The organism is Micromonospora sp. DT15 (assembly GCF_049841475.1).
In the GTDB taxonomy this organism is placed as follows: Bacteria; Actinomycetota; Actinomycetes; order Mycobacteriales; family Micromonosporaceae; genus Micromonospora.
Genome location: NZ_JBNCKJ010000005.1, coordinates 348,476 through 366,526 on the forward strand (window position 1 = coordinate 348,476; position 18,051 = coordinate 366,526).

Genomic DNA, 18,051 nt, shown 5'->3' on the forward strand with positions numbered 1-18,051 from the left:
ATTCCTCCCGCGTCGTCGGTCGATCACCGGGCGGGTCGATGCCTGGTGAACGGGAGGTGAATGGTGTCACCCTGGACGGGTCTTTCCCAAGGCGGGGTCGGGTCGAACGCGGGACCGGCGCAAACGTCGTGGGAGCCGCAGCGGGGGACCTTAGGGGTCCGGCGGGAAAAGGATCAGGGGAGTGCCGGGGGCGTGCCGGTGTCCCTGCTGGGCATCGACTCCCTACGCTGGGCCCGTGACACTGATCGCGACCCAGTCGCTCACCAAGACGTACGGAGGTCGGGTCACCGCGTTGGCCGACCTCACCGTCGCCGTCGAGCCCGGGATCATCGGCCTGGTGGGCGCGAACGGCGCCGGCAAATCCACGTTGATCAAGATTCTGCTCGGCCTGATCGCACCAACCAGCGGTCAGGTCTCGGTGCTCGGCATCGACCCGACCGCAGATCCGGCGGCTGTCCGCAGCCGCGTCGGCTACATGCCGGAACACGACTGCCTCCCACCGGACCTGTCCGCCGCCGAGCTGGTCACCCACCTCGGCCGGATGAGCGGCCTTCCCCGCACCGCGGCTCGCGAGCGGGCCTCGGAGGCGCTGCGGCACGTGGGGCTCTACGAGGAGCGCTACCGCCCGGTCGGTGGCTACTCGACCGGCATGAAGCAGCGCGTCAAGCTGGCCCAGGCGCTGGTGCACGACCCCGACCTGCTGTTGCTGGACGAACCGACCAACGGCCTGGACCCTGCCGGCCGCGACGCCATGCTGGCCCTGGTGCACCGGATCGGCACCGAGTTCGGCATCTCCGTGCTGGTCTGTTCGCACCTTCTCGGGGAGGTGGAGCGGATCTGCGACACGCTGATCGCCATCGACGGCGGCCGGTTGCTGCGCGCTGACAACATCTCCGCGATGACCACTGCCACCGACGTGCTCGCCGTGGAGGTCAGCGAGGGCACCGAGGAACTCGCCGCCCGACTCGCCGAGCTGAAACTGCCGGTCGCCCGGGACGGGCGACTGCTCCTCGTGCCGCTCGCCGACGACGGCACCTACGACCTGATCCTCGGTGCGGTCGCCGAACTGGACCTGCCACTGCACCGACTGGACCAGCGCCGGCACCGGGTGGCCGAACTCTTCGCCACGAGGGAGCTCACACATGCCTGAGCCGTCCACCGCCGCCGTGCGCTCCACGCCGACCGGCGTCATCCACGACATCGGTTACCAACGCTACGAGGGCCCGAGGCTCGGCCGCCGGCAGGTCTTCGGCGCGCTCTACGGGCACGGTCTGCGCACCGCGTTCGGTCTCGGCCGCAGCGCCAAGGCCAAGATCTTCCCGTGGCTGGTGGTCGGCATCGTCACCCTGGTCGCGGTGGCCCTGGCCGCAATACGCAGCCAGATCGGCGAGCCGGTGGCCACGTACGCCCAGTTCGCCGACGCGATGAGCTGGCTGGTCATCTTCTTCGTCGCGGTAGTCGCTCCGGAGCTGGTCTCCCGGGATCTGCGCAGCGGCGTGCTGCCGCTGTACTTCTCCCGGCCGCTGCCGCGCACCGACTACGCGTTGGCCAAGTTGCTGGCGCTGGTCACTGCCCTCTGGCTGCTGCTCGGCGGGCCGCAGCTGCTGATGTTCCTGGGTGCCGCGTTCACCACCAAGCAGGGCATGCGCGGGGTGTGGAACGAGCTGCTCGACCTGCTCCCCGGGCTGCTCTACGCCGGGCTGTGGGCGGTGGTCTTCGCCTCGGTCGGTCTGCTGGTCGCGTCGCTGACCGGTAAGCGTGCCTTCGCCGCCGGCGGCGTGGTCGCGGTCTTCCTGATGACCACCCCGATCGTGGGCGTGCTGAGCATCCTGCCGTCGCGTGCCGCCAACGAGCTGGCCGGGCTCGCCTCACCCTCGACCCTGGTCCAGGGGGTGGGCATCTGGTCCCTGGGTGACCTGCTGGTCGAGGGCGATCCGGGCGAGATGATGATCGGCGGGTTCGGTCCGGTCTACGCCCTGGCCGCGGTGCTGCTGGTCGCCGGCGCGACCGCCCTCCTGCTGGCCCGCTACCGGAAGGTCGCCTCCTGATGAGCACGCTGAGCCTGACCGGGGTGTCCCGGTGGTACGGCAACGTGGTCGCTGTCAACGACATCAGCATGTCCCTCGGCCCGGGCGTGACCGGGCTGCTCGGCCCGAACGGCGCCGGCAAGACCACGCTGCTGCACATGATGGCCGGGTTCCTCTCCCCGTCGCGCGGCACCGTCACCCTCGACGACGAGCCGACCTGGCGCAACCCCGACGTCTACCGGCGGCTGGGGCTGGTCAGCGAGCGGGAGGCGGTGCAGGGTTTCCTCACCGCGTACGAGTTCGTGTTGGCCAGCGCGAAGCTGCACCGGCTGCCCGATCCGGCGGCCGCGGCCCGACGGGCCATCGATCTGGTGGAGCTGGAGTCGGCGCAGGACCGCCGGATCGGCACGTACTCCAAGGGCATGCGCCAGCGCGCCCGGGTGGCCGCCGCGTTGGTGCACGACCCGCAGGTGCTGCTGCTCGACGAGCCGTTCAACGGCATGGACCCGCGCCAGCGGCTGCACATGATGCAGCTGCTGCACACCCTGGGTGACGCTGGCCGGACGATCCTGTTCAGCTCGCACATCCTGGAGGAGGTCGAACAGGTCTCCGGGACGGTGCAGGTGATGGTGGCCGGCCGGTTGGCCGCCTCCGGCGACTTCCGGACCATCCGCCGGTTGATGACCAACCGCCCGCACGTCTTCGCGGTGCGCTCCACCGACGACCGGGCGCTGGCCGTCGCGCTGATCGCCGAGGCGTCGGTGAGTGGGGTCGAGTTGGACCCGACCGGCTTGACCGTGCGGGCCGGTGACTACGGCGCGTTCACCCGGGCGCTGCCCCGGATCGCGCTGAACAAGGGCATCCGGGTACGCCAGCTGGTGCCGTCCGACGAGTCCCTGGAGAGCGTCTTCTCCTACCTGGTGGAGGCCTGACATGTCGACAGTTACCTGGATCACCGCGCGCGGGTTGTTCGGCCGACGGCGGTTCCTGCTGCTGCTGCCGCTGCCGTTGGTGCTGCTCGGGCTGGCCGTGCTCTGCCGGTCGCTGGGGGTGGACCCGGGCCAGTGGGGGCCGCCGGTGCTGGTCGGCCTCGGGCTGGCCGTGGTGCTGCCGGTGGTGGCGCTGATCATCGGCACCGGCGTGCTGGGCGCCGAGATCGACGACGGCACCGTGGTGCACATCCTGACCAAGCCGCTGCCGCGCTGGCAGATCGTGCTGCCGAAGCTCGCGGTGGCCGCCGGGGTCACTGCCGTCACAGTGGCGGTGCCGCTCTACGTCGCGGGTGTGCTCGCCGATTCGGTACGCCTCGGACTGGCGCTGGCGGTCTCGGCGGCGCTCGGCGCGCTGGCGTACTCGGCGTTGTTCCTCGCGCTCAGCCTGGTCACCAGGCGGCCGGTGCTGCTCGGGTTGGTCTACGTGCTGATCTGGGAGGGGCTGCTGGGCAATTTCGTCAGCGGCACCAAGGTGCTCTCCATCCAGCAGTACGTGATCGCCCTCGCCGACCGGATCGCCCCCACCGGGCTGCTGGAGACCAGCGTGTCGGTGCCGGTGGCCTCGGTGATGACCGCGCTGGTCAGCGTCGGCTTCACAGTGCTCGCCATCGACCGCCTGCGCTCGTTCAGCGTGGCCGGCGAGACGAGCTGACAACGGTGTTAGGGCGTGTGTCGAAGCCCCTGGCCGGCCTGCGGCGGGCCCAGGCGACGACCGGCCGCGTTGGAGATTGGCCCGGATACAACACCGGTATCCGGGCCAATCTCCGCCTTGCCGGACCGCCGCCTGGACTCCGCCTCGGCTCGACCGAGGCTTTGACACACGCCCCAGCCGCTGTTCCGGCCAGCCCCCGCGCAGCGGTAGGGCTGGCCGGATGGACCGGTCAGGCCACCTCCGGCCAGGCTGGTGGGCGTGAGCGTCGAAGCGGAGCGGACGTCGTTGGCTGAGCCGTACTCCCGGAGCAGCCGCCCGTGGCTGACCAGCCTGGCCGTCGCCGGGCTGGCCTGTGCCACAGTCGCCACGGCGGCTCAGGGCAGCGGCCAGTTCCACTGGTGGGCGGTCTTCATCCTGATCCCGGCCGCGTTGATCGCGGCCAGCGGTGGGCCGTTGCTGGTTCGCGGCGGCGGCCGGGCCTTCGCCGGGTACATGCTCGCCTGCGTCGGCACGATCGTCTTCGCGGTCGGCGCGCTGCTGATGTTCGGCGTGATGGGGCGAGGCTGGCCGCTCCTGGTGGTGCTGCCCTGCCTGGCGGTCGCCGGCACCTACTGGTGGCGGGCGGCCCACCCGCTCGCCCGCGGCCTGCACCGGGCGGTGGCCCTGCTCGCGCTGACCGGCGCGCTGCTCGGCCTGACCCTGCAACTGATCCGGGTGGATCTGATCCACCTGAAGACCGGTTGGTGGGGCGCTTTCCTGATGTTGGCCGGGGCCATCGTGCTGGGCAACGCGGGGGAGCTGACCCGGCACCGGATGCCGTACCGCCTCCAGGCGATCACCCTGCTGGTGGGGCCCGCCGTGATCGCGTTCCTGCTCGGGCTGCGCTTCCTGCGCGGCTGGTGACGCACCGGTCCGCCGCTGCCCGAGCGGGCGGCGGCGGACCGGCAGGTCAGAAGGCGCAGGCGATGACCAACTCCGGGGTACGGTCCGGGAGCAGGTCGAGTTTGCCGATCCGGCCCGCCGCCCGTAGGTCGTCGGCGACCAGCGTGAGCTGCTCCAGCAGCGCCGCCGGGCCGAGCGCCTCCGCCAACGGCACCTCCGCCTTCATCGACAGCTTCCGCTCGGATTTGGCCCGTCGCACCTGGCTCAACGCGTCACCGGCGAGCCGCAGCAGCGCCGGGTCACCCGAGCCCTCGATCGTTCGGGCGACCTCGTAGGTGGTGGGCCACGGCGCCTGGTGCACCGAGCCGTACCGCCACCACGACCAGACCTCCTCGGTCACGTACGGCAGCACCGGGGCGAACAACCGCAACTGCACCGACAGCGCAGAGGCCAGCGCCGCCCGTGCGGAGTCCGCCGCCGGGCCGGTGCCGTAGGCCCGCTCCTTGACCAGCTCGATGTAGTCGTCGCAGAACCGCCAGAAGAACGCCTCGGTGACCTGCAGGGCCGCCGTGTGGTCGTACGAGTCGAAGGCGGTGCCGGCAGCGGTGACCACGGTGGCCAGTTCGGCGAGCATGGCCCGGTCCAGTGGTGCGGTCGTCGGGGCGCGCAACGCGTCGGCGGCGCCCAGCCCGAGCGCGAACTTGGACGCGTTGAGCAGTTTGGTAGCCAGTCGCCGGCCGACCTTGATCTGCGCCGGGTCGAAGGCCAGGTCCATGCCGGGCTTGCCGCTGGCCGCCCAGTAACGCACCGCGTCGGAGCCGTGCTGCTCCAGCAGCGCCAGCGGGGTGACCACGTTGCCCTTGGACTTGGCCATCTTCTTGTGGTCCGGGTCGAGGATCCAGCCCGAGAGCACGGTGTCCCGCCAGGGCAGCACCCCGTGCTCGAAGTGCGAGCGGACCACCGTGTCGAAGAGCCAGGTCCGGATGATCTCCTGCCCCTGCGGGCGGAGGTCCATCGGGAAGACCCGGGCGAACAGGTCCGGGTCGGTCTCCCAGCCACCGATGATCTGTGGCGTCACCGAGGACGTGGCCCAGGTGTCCAGAACGTCCGGGTCGCCGATGAAGCCGCCCGGTCGGCCGCGTTGCGACTCGTCGTAACCGGGCGCCGGATCGCTCGACGGGTCGACTGGCAGCGCGGACTCGTCCGGCGTGAGAGGGTGGGTCCAGTCCGGCTCGCCAGTGTCGTCGAGCCGGTACCACACCGGCACCGGCACGCCGAAGAAGCGTTGACGGCTGACCAGCCAGTCCCCGTTGAGGCCGCCCACCCAGTTGTCGTAGCGGTGTTTCATGTGCGTCGGCACCCAGTGCAGCTGCTCGCCCCTGCCCAGCAGCGTGGCTCGCAGCGCCGCGTCCCGGCCGCCGTTGCGCAGATACCACTGTCGAGTCGACACGATCTCCAGTGGCCGGTCGCCGCGTTCGTAGAACTTGACCGGGTGGGTGATCGGACGCGGCTCGCCGATCAGGTCACCGGCGTCGGCAAGCATCCCGACGATCTCCCGTCGGGCACCGTTGACGGTCTGCCCGGCCAGCGCCGCGTACGGCTGGGCCGGCACCCCGTGCGGCGGCTCGGGGAGCAACCGACCGTCGCGGCCGATCACCACCCGGGTGTCCAGCCCCAGCTCACGCCACCAGGTCACGTCGGTCAGGTCACCGAACGTGCAGACCATCGCGACACCGGTGCCCTTGCCGGGTTCGGCGAGGGGATGGGCGTACACCGGCACGTCGACGTCGAACAGCGGACTGCGCACGGTGGTGCCCACCAGGTCGGCGTACCGCTCGTCGTCGGGGTGGCAGACCAGCGCCACGCAGGCCGGTAGCAGCTCCGGCCGGGTGGTGTCGATGAGCACCTCCCGCCCGTCGGCCGCGGTGAACCGCAGCCGGTGGTAGGCGCCGGGGCGCTCCCGGTCCTCCAACTCCGCCTGGGCGACAGCGGTGGCGAAGCCGACATCCCACAGGGTCGGCGCCTCCGACTGGTACGCCTCGCGGCGGCGCAGGTTGCGGACGAACGCCCGTTGGCTGGTGGTCCGGGCGATCCGGCCGATGGTCGTGTACGTCAGGGACCAGTCCACCGACAGCCCGAGCCGTCGCCACAGCGCCTCGAAGGCCTGCTCGTCGGTGACGGTCAACCGTTCGCACAGCTCGATGAAGTTGCGCCGGGAGATCGGGGTGGGGTCGCGGCGGGCCGCGTCGTCGACCGGAGCCGCCGGTGGCCGCCACACCGGGTCGTACGGCAGCGCCGGATCGCAGCGCACCCCGTACACGTTCTGCGCCCGACGCTCGGTGGGCAGGCCGTTGTCGTCCCAGCCCATCGGGTAGAAGACGGCCTTGCCGCGCATCCGCTGGTACCGCGCTGTGGTGTCGGTGTGCGTGTACGAGAAGACGTGCCCCATGTGCAACTCGCCCGATACGGTCGGCGGTGGGGTGTCGATCGAGAACACGTCGCTCCGCTGCTTCGAGCGGTCGAACGCGTACGTGCCTTCCTCCTGCCAGCGGCGTGCCCAGCTCTCCTCGAGCCCGTCCAGGGTCGGACGCTCGGGAACGCCGGCGCGGGCCGTCCTCGCCGTATCGGTCATCCTGCGATCGTAGGCACCTACCGGCTGCGGGGCGACGGAGTTGCGACCGAACACACCGGCCGGCGGTCGTGGCCGCGGTGGGGTGGCCCGGTCAGATCAGCGAGTCACGCCACTGGCGGTGCAGGGCGGCGTACCGGCCGTCGGCCTCGGCGAGCACGGCCGGCGGGCCGTCCTCGACGACCCTTCCGCCGTCGAGGACGAGCACCCGGTCAGCGGTCTCCACTGTGGACAAACGGTGTGCGATCACCAGCGCGGTGCGGTCGCGCAGGATGGTGCCGAGTGCCCGCTGCACCAGACGTTCCGTCGGCACGTCCAGCGACGACGTCGCCTCGTCCAGGATCAGCACTGTCGGGTCGGCCAGGAACGCGCGGGCGAACGCGACCAGTTGGCGCTGGCCGGCGGAGAGCCGGCCGCCGCGCCGGTGCACCTGAGTGGCGTACCCCTCGGGTAGTGCGGCGATGAAGTCGTGCGCGCCGATCGCCCGCGCGGCGGCCTGGACGGCGGCGTCGTCGGCCCCCGGGCGACCGAACCTGATGTTCTCCGCGACGGTCCCGCTGAACAGGTGGTTCTCCTGCGTCACCAGCACCACCGCGCGGCGCAGGTCGGCGTCGCGTACGTCACGCAGGTCGACCCCGTCCAGCCGTACCGTGCCGGTGTCGGGGTCGTGGAACCGGGCGACCAGCTTGGCGATCGTCGACTTGCCCGCCCCGGTGGGGCCGATCAGCGCCACGGTCTGCCCGGCCGGAACTATCAGCTCCAGCCGGCAGAGAATCGGGGTGTCGGCCCGGTAGCCGAAGCCGACCGAGCAAAAGATCAACTCGCCGCGGCCGGGACCTGTCGGCAGCGGTGTGGGCCGGGCCGGTTCGGCGACGGCCGGTCGTTCGTCGAGCACCCCGGCCAGCTTCTCAAGTGCGGCGGTGGCCGACTGCAACGAGTTGTAGAACTGGCTCAGCTCCTGCATCGGCTCGAAGAAGCGGCGTAGGTAGAGCAGGAACGCGGCGAGCACACCGATCTCGGTCTGCCCGCCGAGCACCCGCCATCCGCCGTAGCAGAGCACCGCCGCCACTGTGACGTTGCCGATCAGCTTGATCGCTGGCGAGTATGTGGCGATCAGCCGGAACGCGTGCAGGCTGCTCCGCCGGTAGTCGTCGCCGAGCGCCACGAAGATCCGTTGGTTGCGAGGCTCCCGGCGGAACGCCTGCACCGCCCGGATGCCCCGCATCGACTCGACGAAGTGCACGATGACCAGCGCGACCGCGTCCCGGGTCCGTCGGTACGCGCTGGCCGACGACCGGGCGAACCAGCGGGAGAGCCAGACCAGGAAAGGGAAGGCGAGCAGCGTCACGGCCGCCAGCGGCAGGTCCAGCCAGAGCAGGATGGCGGCCACCGACAGGATGGAGAGCCCGGCCAGCACCAGGCTGTCGATCCCACCGTCGACCAGCTCCGCGATCGAGTCCAGGTCACTGGTGAGCCGGGAGACCATCCGGCCGGACGTGTACCGCTCGTGGAAGCCCACCGACAGCCGCAGGAAGTGCCCGAACACCCGCTGCCGCAGGTCGAGCAGGACGGCCTGGCCGATCCGGGCGGAGAGGGTGAGGAAACCGCGGCGGGCCGCGTACTCGGTCACCGCGGCCACCGCGAACGCCCCGGCGACGGTGACCAGCGGGCTGGCCTCGCCGGCGCGCAACGGCGGGATGGCCCGGTCGATGCCGATCATGACCAGGTACGGGCCGGCCATCGCGGCGGCGTTCTGGGCCAGCAGCAGGGCGACCGCCGCGGCGAGACGCCGCCGATGCGGGCGGAGCAGGTCGCCCAGCAGGGTTCGGCTGAGCCGGCGTAGCCGGGCCACCGCCTCGGGGCTGGTGTCCTCAGCTCGACTGCGGTCGGCCTCCGGGTCGGTGGCGGTTCCGCGCCAGCGGTTGAGCTCGGGCTCCTCCTCGGGAGGTGGGTCGGCCTGCTCCGGCACCCTCACGAGCGCACCAGCCCCCACCCGTCCGAAGGCGACGAACTCGGGCCGCTGGCCCCGGCCGGAGGTGGCTGCCCGGCGGGCGGCTCGGCGGCGAGCAGCGCCCGGTACGCCGGGACGGTGGCCAGCAGGTCGGAGTGCCGGCCGGTCGCCGTGATCCGTCCGTCCTCCAGCAGTGCGACCCGGTCGGCCAGCGCGATCGTCGACGGCCGGTGCACCACCAGCAGCGCGGTGCTGTCGCGCAGAACCCGCCGCAGCGCCGCTTCGACCAGGGCCTCGGTGTGCACGTCGAGAGCGGAGAGCGGATCGTCCAGCACCAGCACCGCCGGTCGTCCGAGCACGGCCCGTGCCAACGCGAGCCGTTGCCGTTGCCCGCCGGAGAGGGACAACCCCTGCTCGCCCACCCGGGTCGCCAACCCCCAGGGCAGGTCGTACGCGAAGTCGGCCTGGGCCAGCGCGAGGGCCGCCCGGATCTCGTCGTCGCCGGCGTCCGGGCGGCCCAGGGTGAGGTTCTCCCGCACCGACATGGAGAAGAGCGTCGGCTCCTCGAACGCCACCCCGACCAGCCGACGCAGCGAGGCCAGCCGCAGCTCGCGCAGGTCGTGCCCGTCCAGGGTGATCCGGCCGGTGGTCACGTCGTGCAGCCGGGGCACCAGGGAGAGCAGCGTGCTCTTGCCGGAGCCGGTGGCGCCGACCAGTGCCAGCGTCTCGCCCGGCTCGATGGTCAGGTCGATCTCGCGCAGCACCCCGGTGGTGGCACCCGGATAGCTGAACGCGACCCGCTCGAAGCGCAACCGACCGTGCACCGCGTTGCGCGGCAACGCGACAGCGTCGGCGGAATCCACTATCTCCGGTGGAGTGTCCAGCACCTCCTGGATGCGGTCGGCGGCGGTGGCCGCCTCCTGGCCGTTGGCGATGATCCAGCCCAGTGACTGCACCGGCCAGATGAGCATCAGTTGGAGGCTGACGAACGCGACCAGCTCGCCGATGGTGAGCGCGCCGTGCGCGGCGGCGGCCGCCCCGGCCGCCAGCACCACGCCCAGGGTCACGTTGGGTACCAGGTCGAGCAGCGCCGAGGTGTTCGCCAGCAGCCGTCCCTTGCCGACGCCCGTGTCGTGCAGCCGCCGGGCCGCACCGGCGAAGCGAGCGGCCAGCTCGGGCCCCCGCCCGTACGCCTTCATGGTGCGCAGGCCCTGCGCGGTCTCCTCGACCAGCGTCGCCACGTCGCCCTGCTGATCCTGCATCCGGCGGGACGCGGCGTGGTAGTGCCGGCCGAACCGGCGACTGATCAGCAGCAGCGGCACCGCGCTGGCCGCGACCAGCACCCCGAGCGCCGCGTGCAGGTCGATCAGCAGCACCACCACGACCACGTACGTGGTCAGGTTGAGCACCAGGAAGAAGACGCCGAAGGAGAGGAACCGGCGGATCACCGACAGGTCGCTGGTGATCCGGGAGAGCAACTGGCCGGACTGCCAGCGGTCGTGGAAGCTGGTCGGCAGCCGTTGCAGGTGGGCGTAGACGTCGGCGCGCAGCGCCGCCTCCATGCCCACCGCCGAGGACGACTGGACCCACCGGCGGATGAAGATGAGCACCGCCTCGACCACGCCGAGCAGCAGGGCCAGGCCGCCGAGCTGGAGCAGCCCGGCCGGTTCGTGTCGGGCCACCGGCCCGTCCACGACCCGCTGCACGACCAGCGGTACGGCGATCCCGGCCGCGGTGCCGGCGAGACCCGCGACGAGCAGCCAGGCGAACTCGGCGGCGTACGGGCGCAGGTAGGGGCGAAGCCGCCAGAGGTTGTGCACGGGGTGGGTGCCCGCGGCGGCCCGGGCGGCCGGGTCGCCGTCGCTCTCCACAGGCACTACCAGACGGTAGCGTCAATGAGTGTCGGTGCTCCTGTCAGCTTGTTGTCAAGCGTCGCTCATGACCGAGAAGCCACTTCTTCACGTCCAGCCCCCAGCGGTAGCCACCGAGCGTGCCGTCGGTGCGCAGAACCCTGTGGCAGGGCACGAAGAGGGCTGCCGCGTTCCGGGCGCAGGCAGCCGCAGCGGCTCGGACCGCCGGTGGTCGACCGGCCAGCGCGGCGTACCCGGTGTAGGTGACCGGGGTGCCCGGCGGGACCTCGCGCAGCACCTGCCAGGCGTGCGCCATGAACTCGCCACCGGTGCGTTGACGCACCGGCACCGTGTCGATGGCCGCGAGGTCACCGTCCAGGTAGGAGTGGACCGCCGCACTGACCGGGCCGAGGTCGGCCCGCTCCCGTAGCGGTGCCCGCAGGGCCGGATGGACCAGGGGCAGCAGCACCGCCGGGTCGGGGGTGAAGCCGGCCGCCCGTACGTCACCGTCGGGGCCGGCGAGGATGCTCAGTGGGCCGGCCGGTGTGCTCAGGACGGTGCTGTCGATGTTCATGCCGCTCTCCAGAGTCTGATCGTGGCGTAGGACCGCCAGGGACGCCAACGCTCGGCGTACCTGTCGAGGGTTTGTGGGGTGTCGGGCAGGCCGAGCGCCGCGGCGCCGCGCCGGACCGCGAGGTCGGAGCTGAGGAGGACGTCCGGGTCGCCGAAGGCGCGCATGGCCAGGTAGTTGGCGGTCCACGGGCCGATGCCGGGCAGCGCGAGCAGCCGCCGAACGGCCTCCTCCCGATCCACCCCTGCGGCGAGGTCGACGGATCCGTCCACCACGGCCCGAGCCAACCCTCGCAGAGCCTCCCGCCGCCCCATCGGCATCCCGAACGCCGGGTCCGGCAGGACCAACAGGTCCTCCGCGCTCAGGAACCCCCGCAGCTCATCGCGTTGATCATGAAGTTGACCTGGGATTCGATCTTCTTCGACCTCGTCAACCTCATGATCAACGCGAGCGTTGGCGGTGAGGAGGCGGGTGAGGGTTGTTCTTGCCGAGGTCACCGAGACCTGCTGGCCGATGATGGCGCGGACGGCCTGCTCAAAGCCGTCGACGGCACGGGGGACGCGGATGCCGGGTTCGGCGGTGATCGCCGGTGCCAGCGCCGGGTCGGCGGCCAGCGTGGCGTCGATGGCCGCCGGGTCCGCGTCCAGGTCGAGCAACCGGCGGCAGCGGGCCACCGCCGGCGCCAGGTCGCGCAGGTCGGCCAGCCGCAACGTCGCCGCGACGTGCCCGTCCGTCGGGGTCAGCGCCACCTGGCCGGTGCCGTGCGGCAACCGCAGACCCCGGTGGTACGTCCCGTCGCGGACCGCCTCCACGCCGGGCAACGCCCGCACCGCGAGGAAGTCCAGCAGCGCCCGGGCGTGCAGCGGCGGGCGGTACGCCAGCCGGAGCGAGATGGTCCCCGCCCCGGCCGGCGCCTGCTGGCGGCCACGGGCAGTGCGCAGGTCAGACGGGGCGCTCGCGTACACCTCGCGAAGCGTGTCGTTGAACTGCCGCACGCTGCCGAAGCCGGCGGCGAACGCGATCTCCGCCATCGCCAGGTCGGTCGTCTCGATCAGGATCCGGGCGGTCTGGGCGCGCTGGGCCCGGGCCAGCGCGAGCGGCCCGGCACCCATCTCGGCGCGCAGCATCCGGTGCAGGTGCCGCTCGGTGTAGCCCAGCCGGGAGGCCAACCCCGGTACGCCGTCCCGGTCGACAACCCCGTCGGCGATCAGCCGCATCGCCCGACCGACCACGTCCGCGCGGACGTCCCAGAGCGGTGAGCCGGGCGCGGCGTCCGGCCGGCAGCGCCGGCAGGCGCGCAGCCCGGCGCCCTGCGCGGCAGCGGCGGACGGGAAGAACCGGACGTTCTGCCGCTTGGGCGTGATCGCCGGGCAGGACGGCCGGCAGTAGATCCCGGTGGACGTCACACCGGTGTAGAACCAGCCGTCGAACCGCTGGTCACGGCTGTCGACGGCCCGGTAACACCGCTCGAAGTCCATCTCCATGTCACCGATGATGCCCCGCTCGGCCGGTCATCGGCTGGCGGGAATCGGACCTGGGTGTGCCGGTGCGCGGAGAGCCGGTCAACGGGGGCGTCGACGCCGCCGGTGCGGCTGGCCCGATCGGCCCGCCTGGCCGGATGGGCTCGGCTGGCCGGATGGGCTCGGCTGTGCGGCTCGGCTCGGCTGCGCGGCTCGGCTCGGCTGGGTGGCGCGGTGTGGCTGGCCGGTCAGCAGGGCCGATCGGAACACACCGTCCGGGTCGTACCGCTTCCACAGCCGCCGGACCCGGGCCCCGGTCTCGCCCGGGTAGATCCGGGCGAACGCGGCCGGGTCCGGCCGGCTCTCGAAGTTGACGTACGCGCCGTCGGCGCGGGCCCCGGCGGCCCGCCAGGCGGCGTTCAACGCGGCGTCGGCCTGCGGCGGAAACACCGAGGCCACGATCAGCGTGTCCTGGTGGCGATGCGGGTACGCGGTCGCGTCGGGGGCGACGTCGTTGACAGCGCCGCCCAACGAGCGGAGCTGGATCACCGCCCGTCCCGGCCCGGTCACCGCCCGAGTCACGGCCCGCGCCCCGGCGTCGTCCAGCGAGGTGAACAGACCGTTCGTGGTCGTGCCACGCTGCTGCCCGACGTTGGGGTTGAGGTGCGCGGTCGGTACCAGCGTCGGGTAGGGCAGCAGGTCGGTCCGGTGTTCGAGCACCTTGCCGACGGCGAGCAGCGGCTCCACCGCCGGCCGGGCCCGGCGCAGGCTCTCGGCGGCGACCACCGCGGTGATGGACATGAGGACCGATCGACCCTCGGCGAACACCACGGCGGCCGCCGACAGCTCCCGTGGCGCCTGGGCGAGGTAGCTCGTCCACTCCCGGACGGTGCGGCCGTCCGGATGCGCCTCGACGACCAGCTGCGCGACGCCGACGTTGCGCTGCTCGACCGCCTCGATCTCGAAGGCCACCACGATGCCCGCGCCGGCCCCGGCGCCGCGGACCAACCAGAACAGCTCCGGCTCGTGGTCGGCGTCCGCTCGTACCAGCGTCCCGTCCGCCAGCACCACCTCGACGGCGCGGACCCGGTCGATGGTGAGACCGTGGGCGCGGACCAGCCAGCCGACACCACCGCCGGTGGCCAGGCCGCCGACGCCGACGCCGCCGTAGTCACCCGAGCTGATCACCAGGCCGTACGGGGCCAGCGCCTTCGCCACGTTCGCCCAGCGGGCACCGGCCTCGACCCGGACCAGCCCGGCCCGCTCGTCGATCACCTGAACCCGGTTGAGCATGGACAGGTCGATGACGACCCCACCGTTGTTGGACGAGGCTCCGGAGAGGCCGTGCCCCCCGCTGCGGACCGCGATGGGCAGCCGCTGCTCCCGCGCGTAGCGCAGCGCGTCGACGACCTGCTCTGTCGTCTTCGGCAGCAGGACCGCGGCCGGAGACGCCGACCTGGTGTACGTCGAGCGCAGTTGCGCGTACCGGCGGTCGCCGGGCGTGACGATCTGCCCCCGGAGGGAGTCGGGCACCCGGGCCATGGCGGTGCTCATCGTCGCCCCCGCAGCTCGCGCCTCGGGCGTCCGGGATCGGTCATGGCCCAAGAATGAGCGGGCATGCCGGCCTCGACAAATTCGGTGGACCGGTGCCCGCTGGTCACCGCGGGGGGTGACGCTCGCCGGGACCGGGGAGTGGCGCGAGAGGGTGACCGGAATCTCGGACCGGTTCCCCGCCCCCGGCTCGGGAGGCCACCACCGTGCCCGGCACCACCGTGCCCGGCGATGACAGTGGGACGGCCGGTCCGGCCGGCGCGAGGAAACCACCGACCGGACCGGTCCTGGTCAGCGCAACGGGGTCGGCGACACCGTCGGTCGGCCCGGCACACCGGGCGGGCCCGGCGGATTCGACGGGCTTGGTGAGGCGGTCGGTCCGGCCGGCGCACCCGGTGCCCCCGGCTTGCCTGGTACGCCCGGCGGAGCCGACGGGGTCGGCGAGACCGTCGGCCGTTCCGGTACGCCGGGCGGGCCAGACGGATTCGCGTCCGCGCCACCGGGGCTCGGCTCGACCGTCGGCACAGCGGTGGGCGCGGACGGGGTTGGCACGGGTGGGCTGGGCACGGCTGCCGGACCGGCCGGACTGGGCACGGCCGGGGGAGGCCCGTCCGAGCCGGTCGCGGCGAGGGCGAGCGGAGTCGCGATCAGGATCGCCGCCAGGGTGCTCACCGCCCCCACTGCCACAGTGGCGCGACGTCTGTTGCGCACCCGCCGTTCCGCTCGGCTCAACTGGTCATGCACGATCGGTGCCTCCTCGGCCAGGTCGGTGAGGGTGGAGCGGATGAGGTGCTCGAAGGGTTCGGTCATCGCCGTACCTCCAGCATGTCGACGTCCGGCAGCAGGTCGCGCAGTCGCCTCACCGCTCGATGGGTACGGCTGCGCACGGTCCCCACCGAGCAGCCCAGCAACTCGGCCACCCGGGCTTCGGGGAGGTCCTCGTAGTAGCGCAGGACCACCACCGCCCGCTGCGTCGGTGGCAGGTGGCGCAGCGCGGCCCGCATCGCCAACCGCACGTCGGAGCCGCCGCTCGGGTCGCCGCCGACCGGTTCGTCCGCCGGGTTGAGCGGTGTCTCCCGCCACCGGCGAAGTCGCCGCCACCAGCTGATCTGCTCGCGGTACATCACCACGCGCAGGTAGCCCTCGGGGTCGGCGTGCCGAATGGTTCCCCACTTCGGGATGGTCCGCGCCAACGCCGACTGGAACAGGTCCTCGGCGGCGTTGCGGTCCCCGGTCAGCAGGTACGCGACCCGCATCAGCGCCGGAGTCCGGCTGCCGACGAATTCGGCCAGCCGCGCGCGCTCGTCCTCGTCCACCCACCACCCCCGTTTCGTTGTCACAGATACAGACGTCCCAGGTCATCGTCGCTATCCACGATCGGTGGGGTTTTTCGGCCCGAAAGTGTCGGTCGTGCCGGGTAGCGTCCGGCCACCAACTGAAGAAGGGGTGCGGCGGATGGCGAGCGTGGCGGGTTGGGCGGCGGCGTCGACACCGGGGGCGTTCCCGCCGCTGCCCCGCGCAGTGGCGCAGTCCTTCTACCGCCGGATGCGGGCCGTCGCGCCGGCCGCCGTGGGCGCCATCGAACGGGACCGGGCGGGCGACCGCGAGCAGAGCTTCCCCGACACGGCCTGCGGCCGGTTGGCGGGCTCACTCGACGACGCGGGCCTGCGGGCCCTCGGGATGTGGACGCACCACTGGTGCATGCGCTTCTACGACGACGACACGAGCGTTGGCCGGCGGTTGATCCGCGAGATCGCCACGCGGCCTGGGCTGGGCTGGACGGACGACGAGGTGCGTTGGATGTTGCGCGAGTCGGTCTCGGCCGGGCCGGCCGCCGCCGACCGGTTCACACTGCCCCGCGCCGCCGCCGGGCAACTGTCCCTGGCCGACCGTCGGGCCCTGGGTCACTGGCCCGAGGCCGAGGTGCCCCGCCAGCGGCGGCCCGACCAGTTTAGTTGATCATGGCGAGGTCCGACCGCCACCCGCGGCTGGCGGTCGGCCCCACACCCAGCGCGCCGGAGACCGGCTACGGCAGGATGGACGCCGCACCGCCCTCGACGGAAGGACGCTCCGATGCCCGCCAGCGAACCGACCATCATCGCCACCAGCATGGGCTTCTTCCGGGGCGACCGCGGGCCGTACGACCTGCGCCCCAGCCCGGTCTTCGAGCTGGCGGCCGAGTTGGCCGAAGCCGGTCCGCAGCCGCGGGTCTGCTACCTCGGGCAGGCCGTCGGCGACCAGCCCACCTCGCTGACCGCCGTCTACGGCGCGTTCGCCGACACCCGGTTCCGGCTGTCACACCTCGCCCTGTTCCCGATGCCGAACGTCGAGGACATCCGCGCCCACCTGCTCGCCCAGGACGTGATCTGGGTCGGCGGTGGCAGCGTCGCCAACCTGGTCGCCGTGTGGCGGGTGCACGGTCTCGACGAGATCCTGCACGAGTGCTGGCAGGCCGGCGTGGTGCTGGCCGGCGTCTCCGCCGGCTCGATCTGCTGGCATGTCGGCGGTGCCACCGACAGCTTCGGCCCCAAGCTGCGCGGCTTCACCGAGGGCCTGGCCTGGCTCCCGTACGGCAACGGCGTGCACTACGACAGCGAGGGCCAGCGCCGCCCGCTGATGCACGAGCTGGTCGGTGACGGCACGCTTCCCACCAGCCACTGCACCGACGACGGCGTCGGCCTGGTCTACCGGGGCACCCGGCTGGTCGAGGCAATCGCGGACCGCGAGGGCGTTTCGGCGTACGAGGTCAGCCGCGGCGCGGACGGCAGCGTCCGGGAGGCGGTCATCGCCCCCCGCCGGCTCGGCTGAGCGTTACGCCTCCTCGACCGGCTGTCGGCTGCGCAACACCGCGTCGAAGACCTGGGCCAGCTCGGCGGCGTCCTCCCCGGCGTGGTGCGTGTGCGGCATGTCGTGCAGGCCCAACTCTTGCTTGATCGTGTCCTGGTGGGTCTTGGCCCAGTCGCTGCCGGTCAGCCCCATCCAGTAGCTGCGGAGATCAACACCGGAGCCGGTCGCACCGAACGGGCTGTGCCCCACGAAGCGGACGAAGTACCAGTGCACGAACATGCCGTCCCAGACGGCCGGGGCGGCGAGGAAGACCGGACGGCCGACCCGGCGCAGCCCGTCGACCCAGGCCGCCGCGGCGGACATCGCCTCCTGCGCGGTGGGTGCCTCCCGCAGCAGCCGGTCCCGGTCCAGGCCGGAGACGGCCAACGCCGCCGGGACGAACTCGTCGGAGATGGGACGCAGCTCGGTGTAGAAGGTGAGGTCCGGGCGGCCGGCCACGGCCATGCCCAGCGAGATCATGCTGTACGGCCCGGGGATCGGCCCGTCCGCCTCCACATCGACGGCGATGTACAGCTCGGGCAACGTCGAGGTCATCCCACCTCCAGCAGCGGAACGTCGAACCGGCAGATTAGCAACGCCTGACGGGGCGCGGTGGGAGCGACGATCGACCAGCGGCGCGGCGACGAATCGGAGCCGCGT

15 protein-coding genes and 2 pseudogenes are annotated in these 18,051 nt (G+C 72.4%); 7 read left to right on the top strand and 10 right to left on the bottom strand.

Going from position 1 to position 18,051, the window contains the following annotated elements:
* The first annotated feature begins 235 nt into the window (after positions 1-235).
* The 5 genes from ACLQ3F_RS14080 to ACLQ3F_RS14100 all read left to right on the top strand — a co-directional run bounded on the left by ACLQ3F_RS14080 (position 236) and on the right by ACLQ3F_RS14100 (position 4,574).
* Entirely contained in the window at positions 236-1,150 is a 915-nt protein-coding gene (locus tag ACLQ3F_RS14080; protein WP_238681676.1) for an ABC transporter ATP-binding protein, read from the top strand.
* Positions 1,143-2,048: an ABC transporter permease gene (locus ACLQ3F_RS14085; RefSeq protein ID WP_357207863.1), complete on the top strand. Its 906-nt coding sequence runs from the start codon at positions 1,143-1,145 to the stop codon at positions 2,046-2,048. Before ACLQ3F_RS14080 ends, ACLQ3F_RS14085 begins: the two co-directional genes overlap by 8 nt.
* On the top strand, positions 2,048-2,959 hold the full coding sequence (locus tag ACLQ3F_RS14090) for an ABC transporter ATP-binding protein (protein ID WP_357207860.1): 912 nt from the start codon (positions 2,048-2,050) through the stop codon (positions 2,957-2,959). The genes ACLQ3F_RS14085 and ACLQ3F_RS14090 overlap by 1 nt, the downstream gene beginning before the upstream one ends.
* A gap of 1 nt (position 2,960) precedes the next feature.
* A complete protein-coding gene (locus tag ACLQ3F_RS14095) occupies positions 2,961-3,671 on the top strand; it encodes an ABC transporter permease (RefSeq protein ID WP_355010177.1) in 711 nt (236 codons plus the stop codon).
* A 258-nt stretch (positions 3,672-3,929) separates the two neighbouring features.
* Positions 3,930-4,574, top strand: coding sequence for a hypothetical protein (locus tag ACLQ3F_RS14100; protein WP_355010176.1), 645 nt, complete (start codon positions 3,930-3,932; stop codon positions 4,572-4,574).
* 46 nt (positions 4,575-4,620) lie between these two features.
* Here ACLQ3F_RS14100 and valS read toward each other — a convergent pair whose 3' ends face one another.
* From valS to ACLQ3F_RS14145, 9 genes and pseudogenes are all read right to left on the bottom strand, one after another.
* Positions 4,621-7,185: a valine--tRNA ligase gene (gene valS / locus ACLQ3F_RS14105; protein WP_425849104.1), complete on the bottom strand. Its 2,565-nt coding sequence runs from the start codon at positions 7,183-7,185 to the stop codon at positions 4,621-4,623.
* A gap of 91 nt (positions 7,186-7,276) precedes the next feature.
* Positions 7,277-9,157: an ABC transporter ATP-binding protein gene (locus ACLQ3F_RS14110; RefSeq protein WP_425849106.1), complete on the bottom strand. Its 1,881-nt coding sequence runs from the start codon at positions 9,155-9,157 to the stop codon at positions 7,277-7,279.
* On the bottom strand, positions 9,154-11,010 hold the full coding sequence (locus ACLQ3F_RS14115) for an ABC transporter ATP-binding protein (protein WP_425849109.1): 1,857 nt from the start codon (positions 11,008-11,010) through the stop codon (positions 9,154-9,156). The genes ACLQ3F_RS14110 and ACLQ3F_RS14115 overlap by 4 nt, the downstream gene beginning before the upstream one ends.
* Positions 11,011-11,047: 37 nt before the next feature.
* Positions 11,048-11,557 (bottom strand): methylated-DNA--[protein]-cysteine S-methyltransferase, encoded by a 510-nt coding sequence (locus tag ACLQ3F_RS14120; RefSeq protein WP_355010172.1) that lies wholly within the window; start codon positions 11,555-11,557, stop codon positions 11,048-11,050.
* Positions 11,554-11,901 (bottom strand): annotated as a pseudogene (locus ACLQ3F_RS14125) (DNA-3-methyladenine glycosylase family protein); the annotation flags it as partial. The pseudogene ACLQ3F_RS14125 and the gene ACLQ3F_RS14120, both read right to left, overlap by 4 nt.
* A 110-nt stretch (positions 11,902-12,011) precedes the next feature.
* Positions 12,012-13,038 (bottom strand): annotated as a pseudogene (locus tag ACLQ3F_RS14130) (bifunctional transcriptional activator/DNA repair enzyme AdaA); the annotation flags it as partial.
* A 78-nt stretch (positions 13,039-13,116) separates the two neighbouring features.
* Positions 13,117-14,568: an FAD-binding oxidoreductase gene (locus ACLQ3F_RS14135; protein WP_425849111.1), complete on the bottom strand. Its 1,452-nt coding sequence runs from the start codon at positions 14,566-14,568 to the stop codon at positions 13,117-13,119.
* 288 nt (positions 14,569-14,856) lie between these two features.
* On the bottom strand, positions 14,857-15,375 hold the full coding sequence (locus ACLQ3F_RS14140; protein ID WP_425849113.1) for a hypothetical protein: 519 nt from the start codon (positions 15,373-15,375) through the stop codon (positions 14,857-14,859).
* On the bottom strand, positions 15,372-15,881 hold the full coding sequence (locus tag ACLQ3F_RS14145; protein ID WP_425849115.1) for a SigE family RNA polymerase sigma factor: 510 nt from the start codon (positions 15,879-15,881) through the stop codon (positions 15,372-15,374). The genes ACLQ3F_RS14140 and ACLQ3F_RS14145 overlap by 4 nt, the downstream gene beginning before the upstream one ends.
* A 139-nt stretch (positions 15,882-16,020) precedes the next feature.
* Between ACLQ3F_RS14145 and ACLQ3F_RS14150 the strand changes: the two genes are divergently transcribed.
* Positions 16,021-16,524 carry a hypothetical protein gene (locus ACLQ3F_RS14150; RefSeq protein WP_425849117.1) on the top strand — a complete coding sequence of 168 codons (504 nt, stop codon included), beginning with the start codon at positions 16,021-16,023 and terminating at the stop codon, positions 16,522-16,524.
* Positions 16,525-16,638: 114 nt separating this feature from the next.
* Entirely contained in the window at positions 16,639-17,373 is a 735-nt protein-coding gene (locus tag ACLQ3F_RS14155) for a Type 1 glutamine amidotransferase-like domain-containing protein (protein WP_425849119.1), read from the top strand.
* A 3-nt stretch (positions 17,374-17,376) separates the two neighbouring features.
* On the opposite strand, the gene ACLQ3F_RS14160 is transcribed toward ACLQ3F_RS14155, so the two are convergent.
* On the bottom strand, positions 17,377-17,946 hold the full coding sequence (locus tag ACLQ3F_RS14160) for an exonuclease (RefSeq protein ID WP_425849121.1): 570 nt from the start codon (positions 17,944-17,946) through the stop codon (positions 17,377-17,379).
* Between the last annotated feature and the right edge of the window lie 105 nt (positions 17,947-18,051).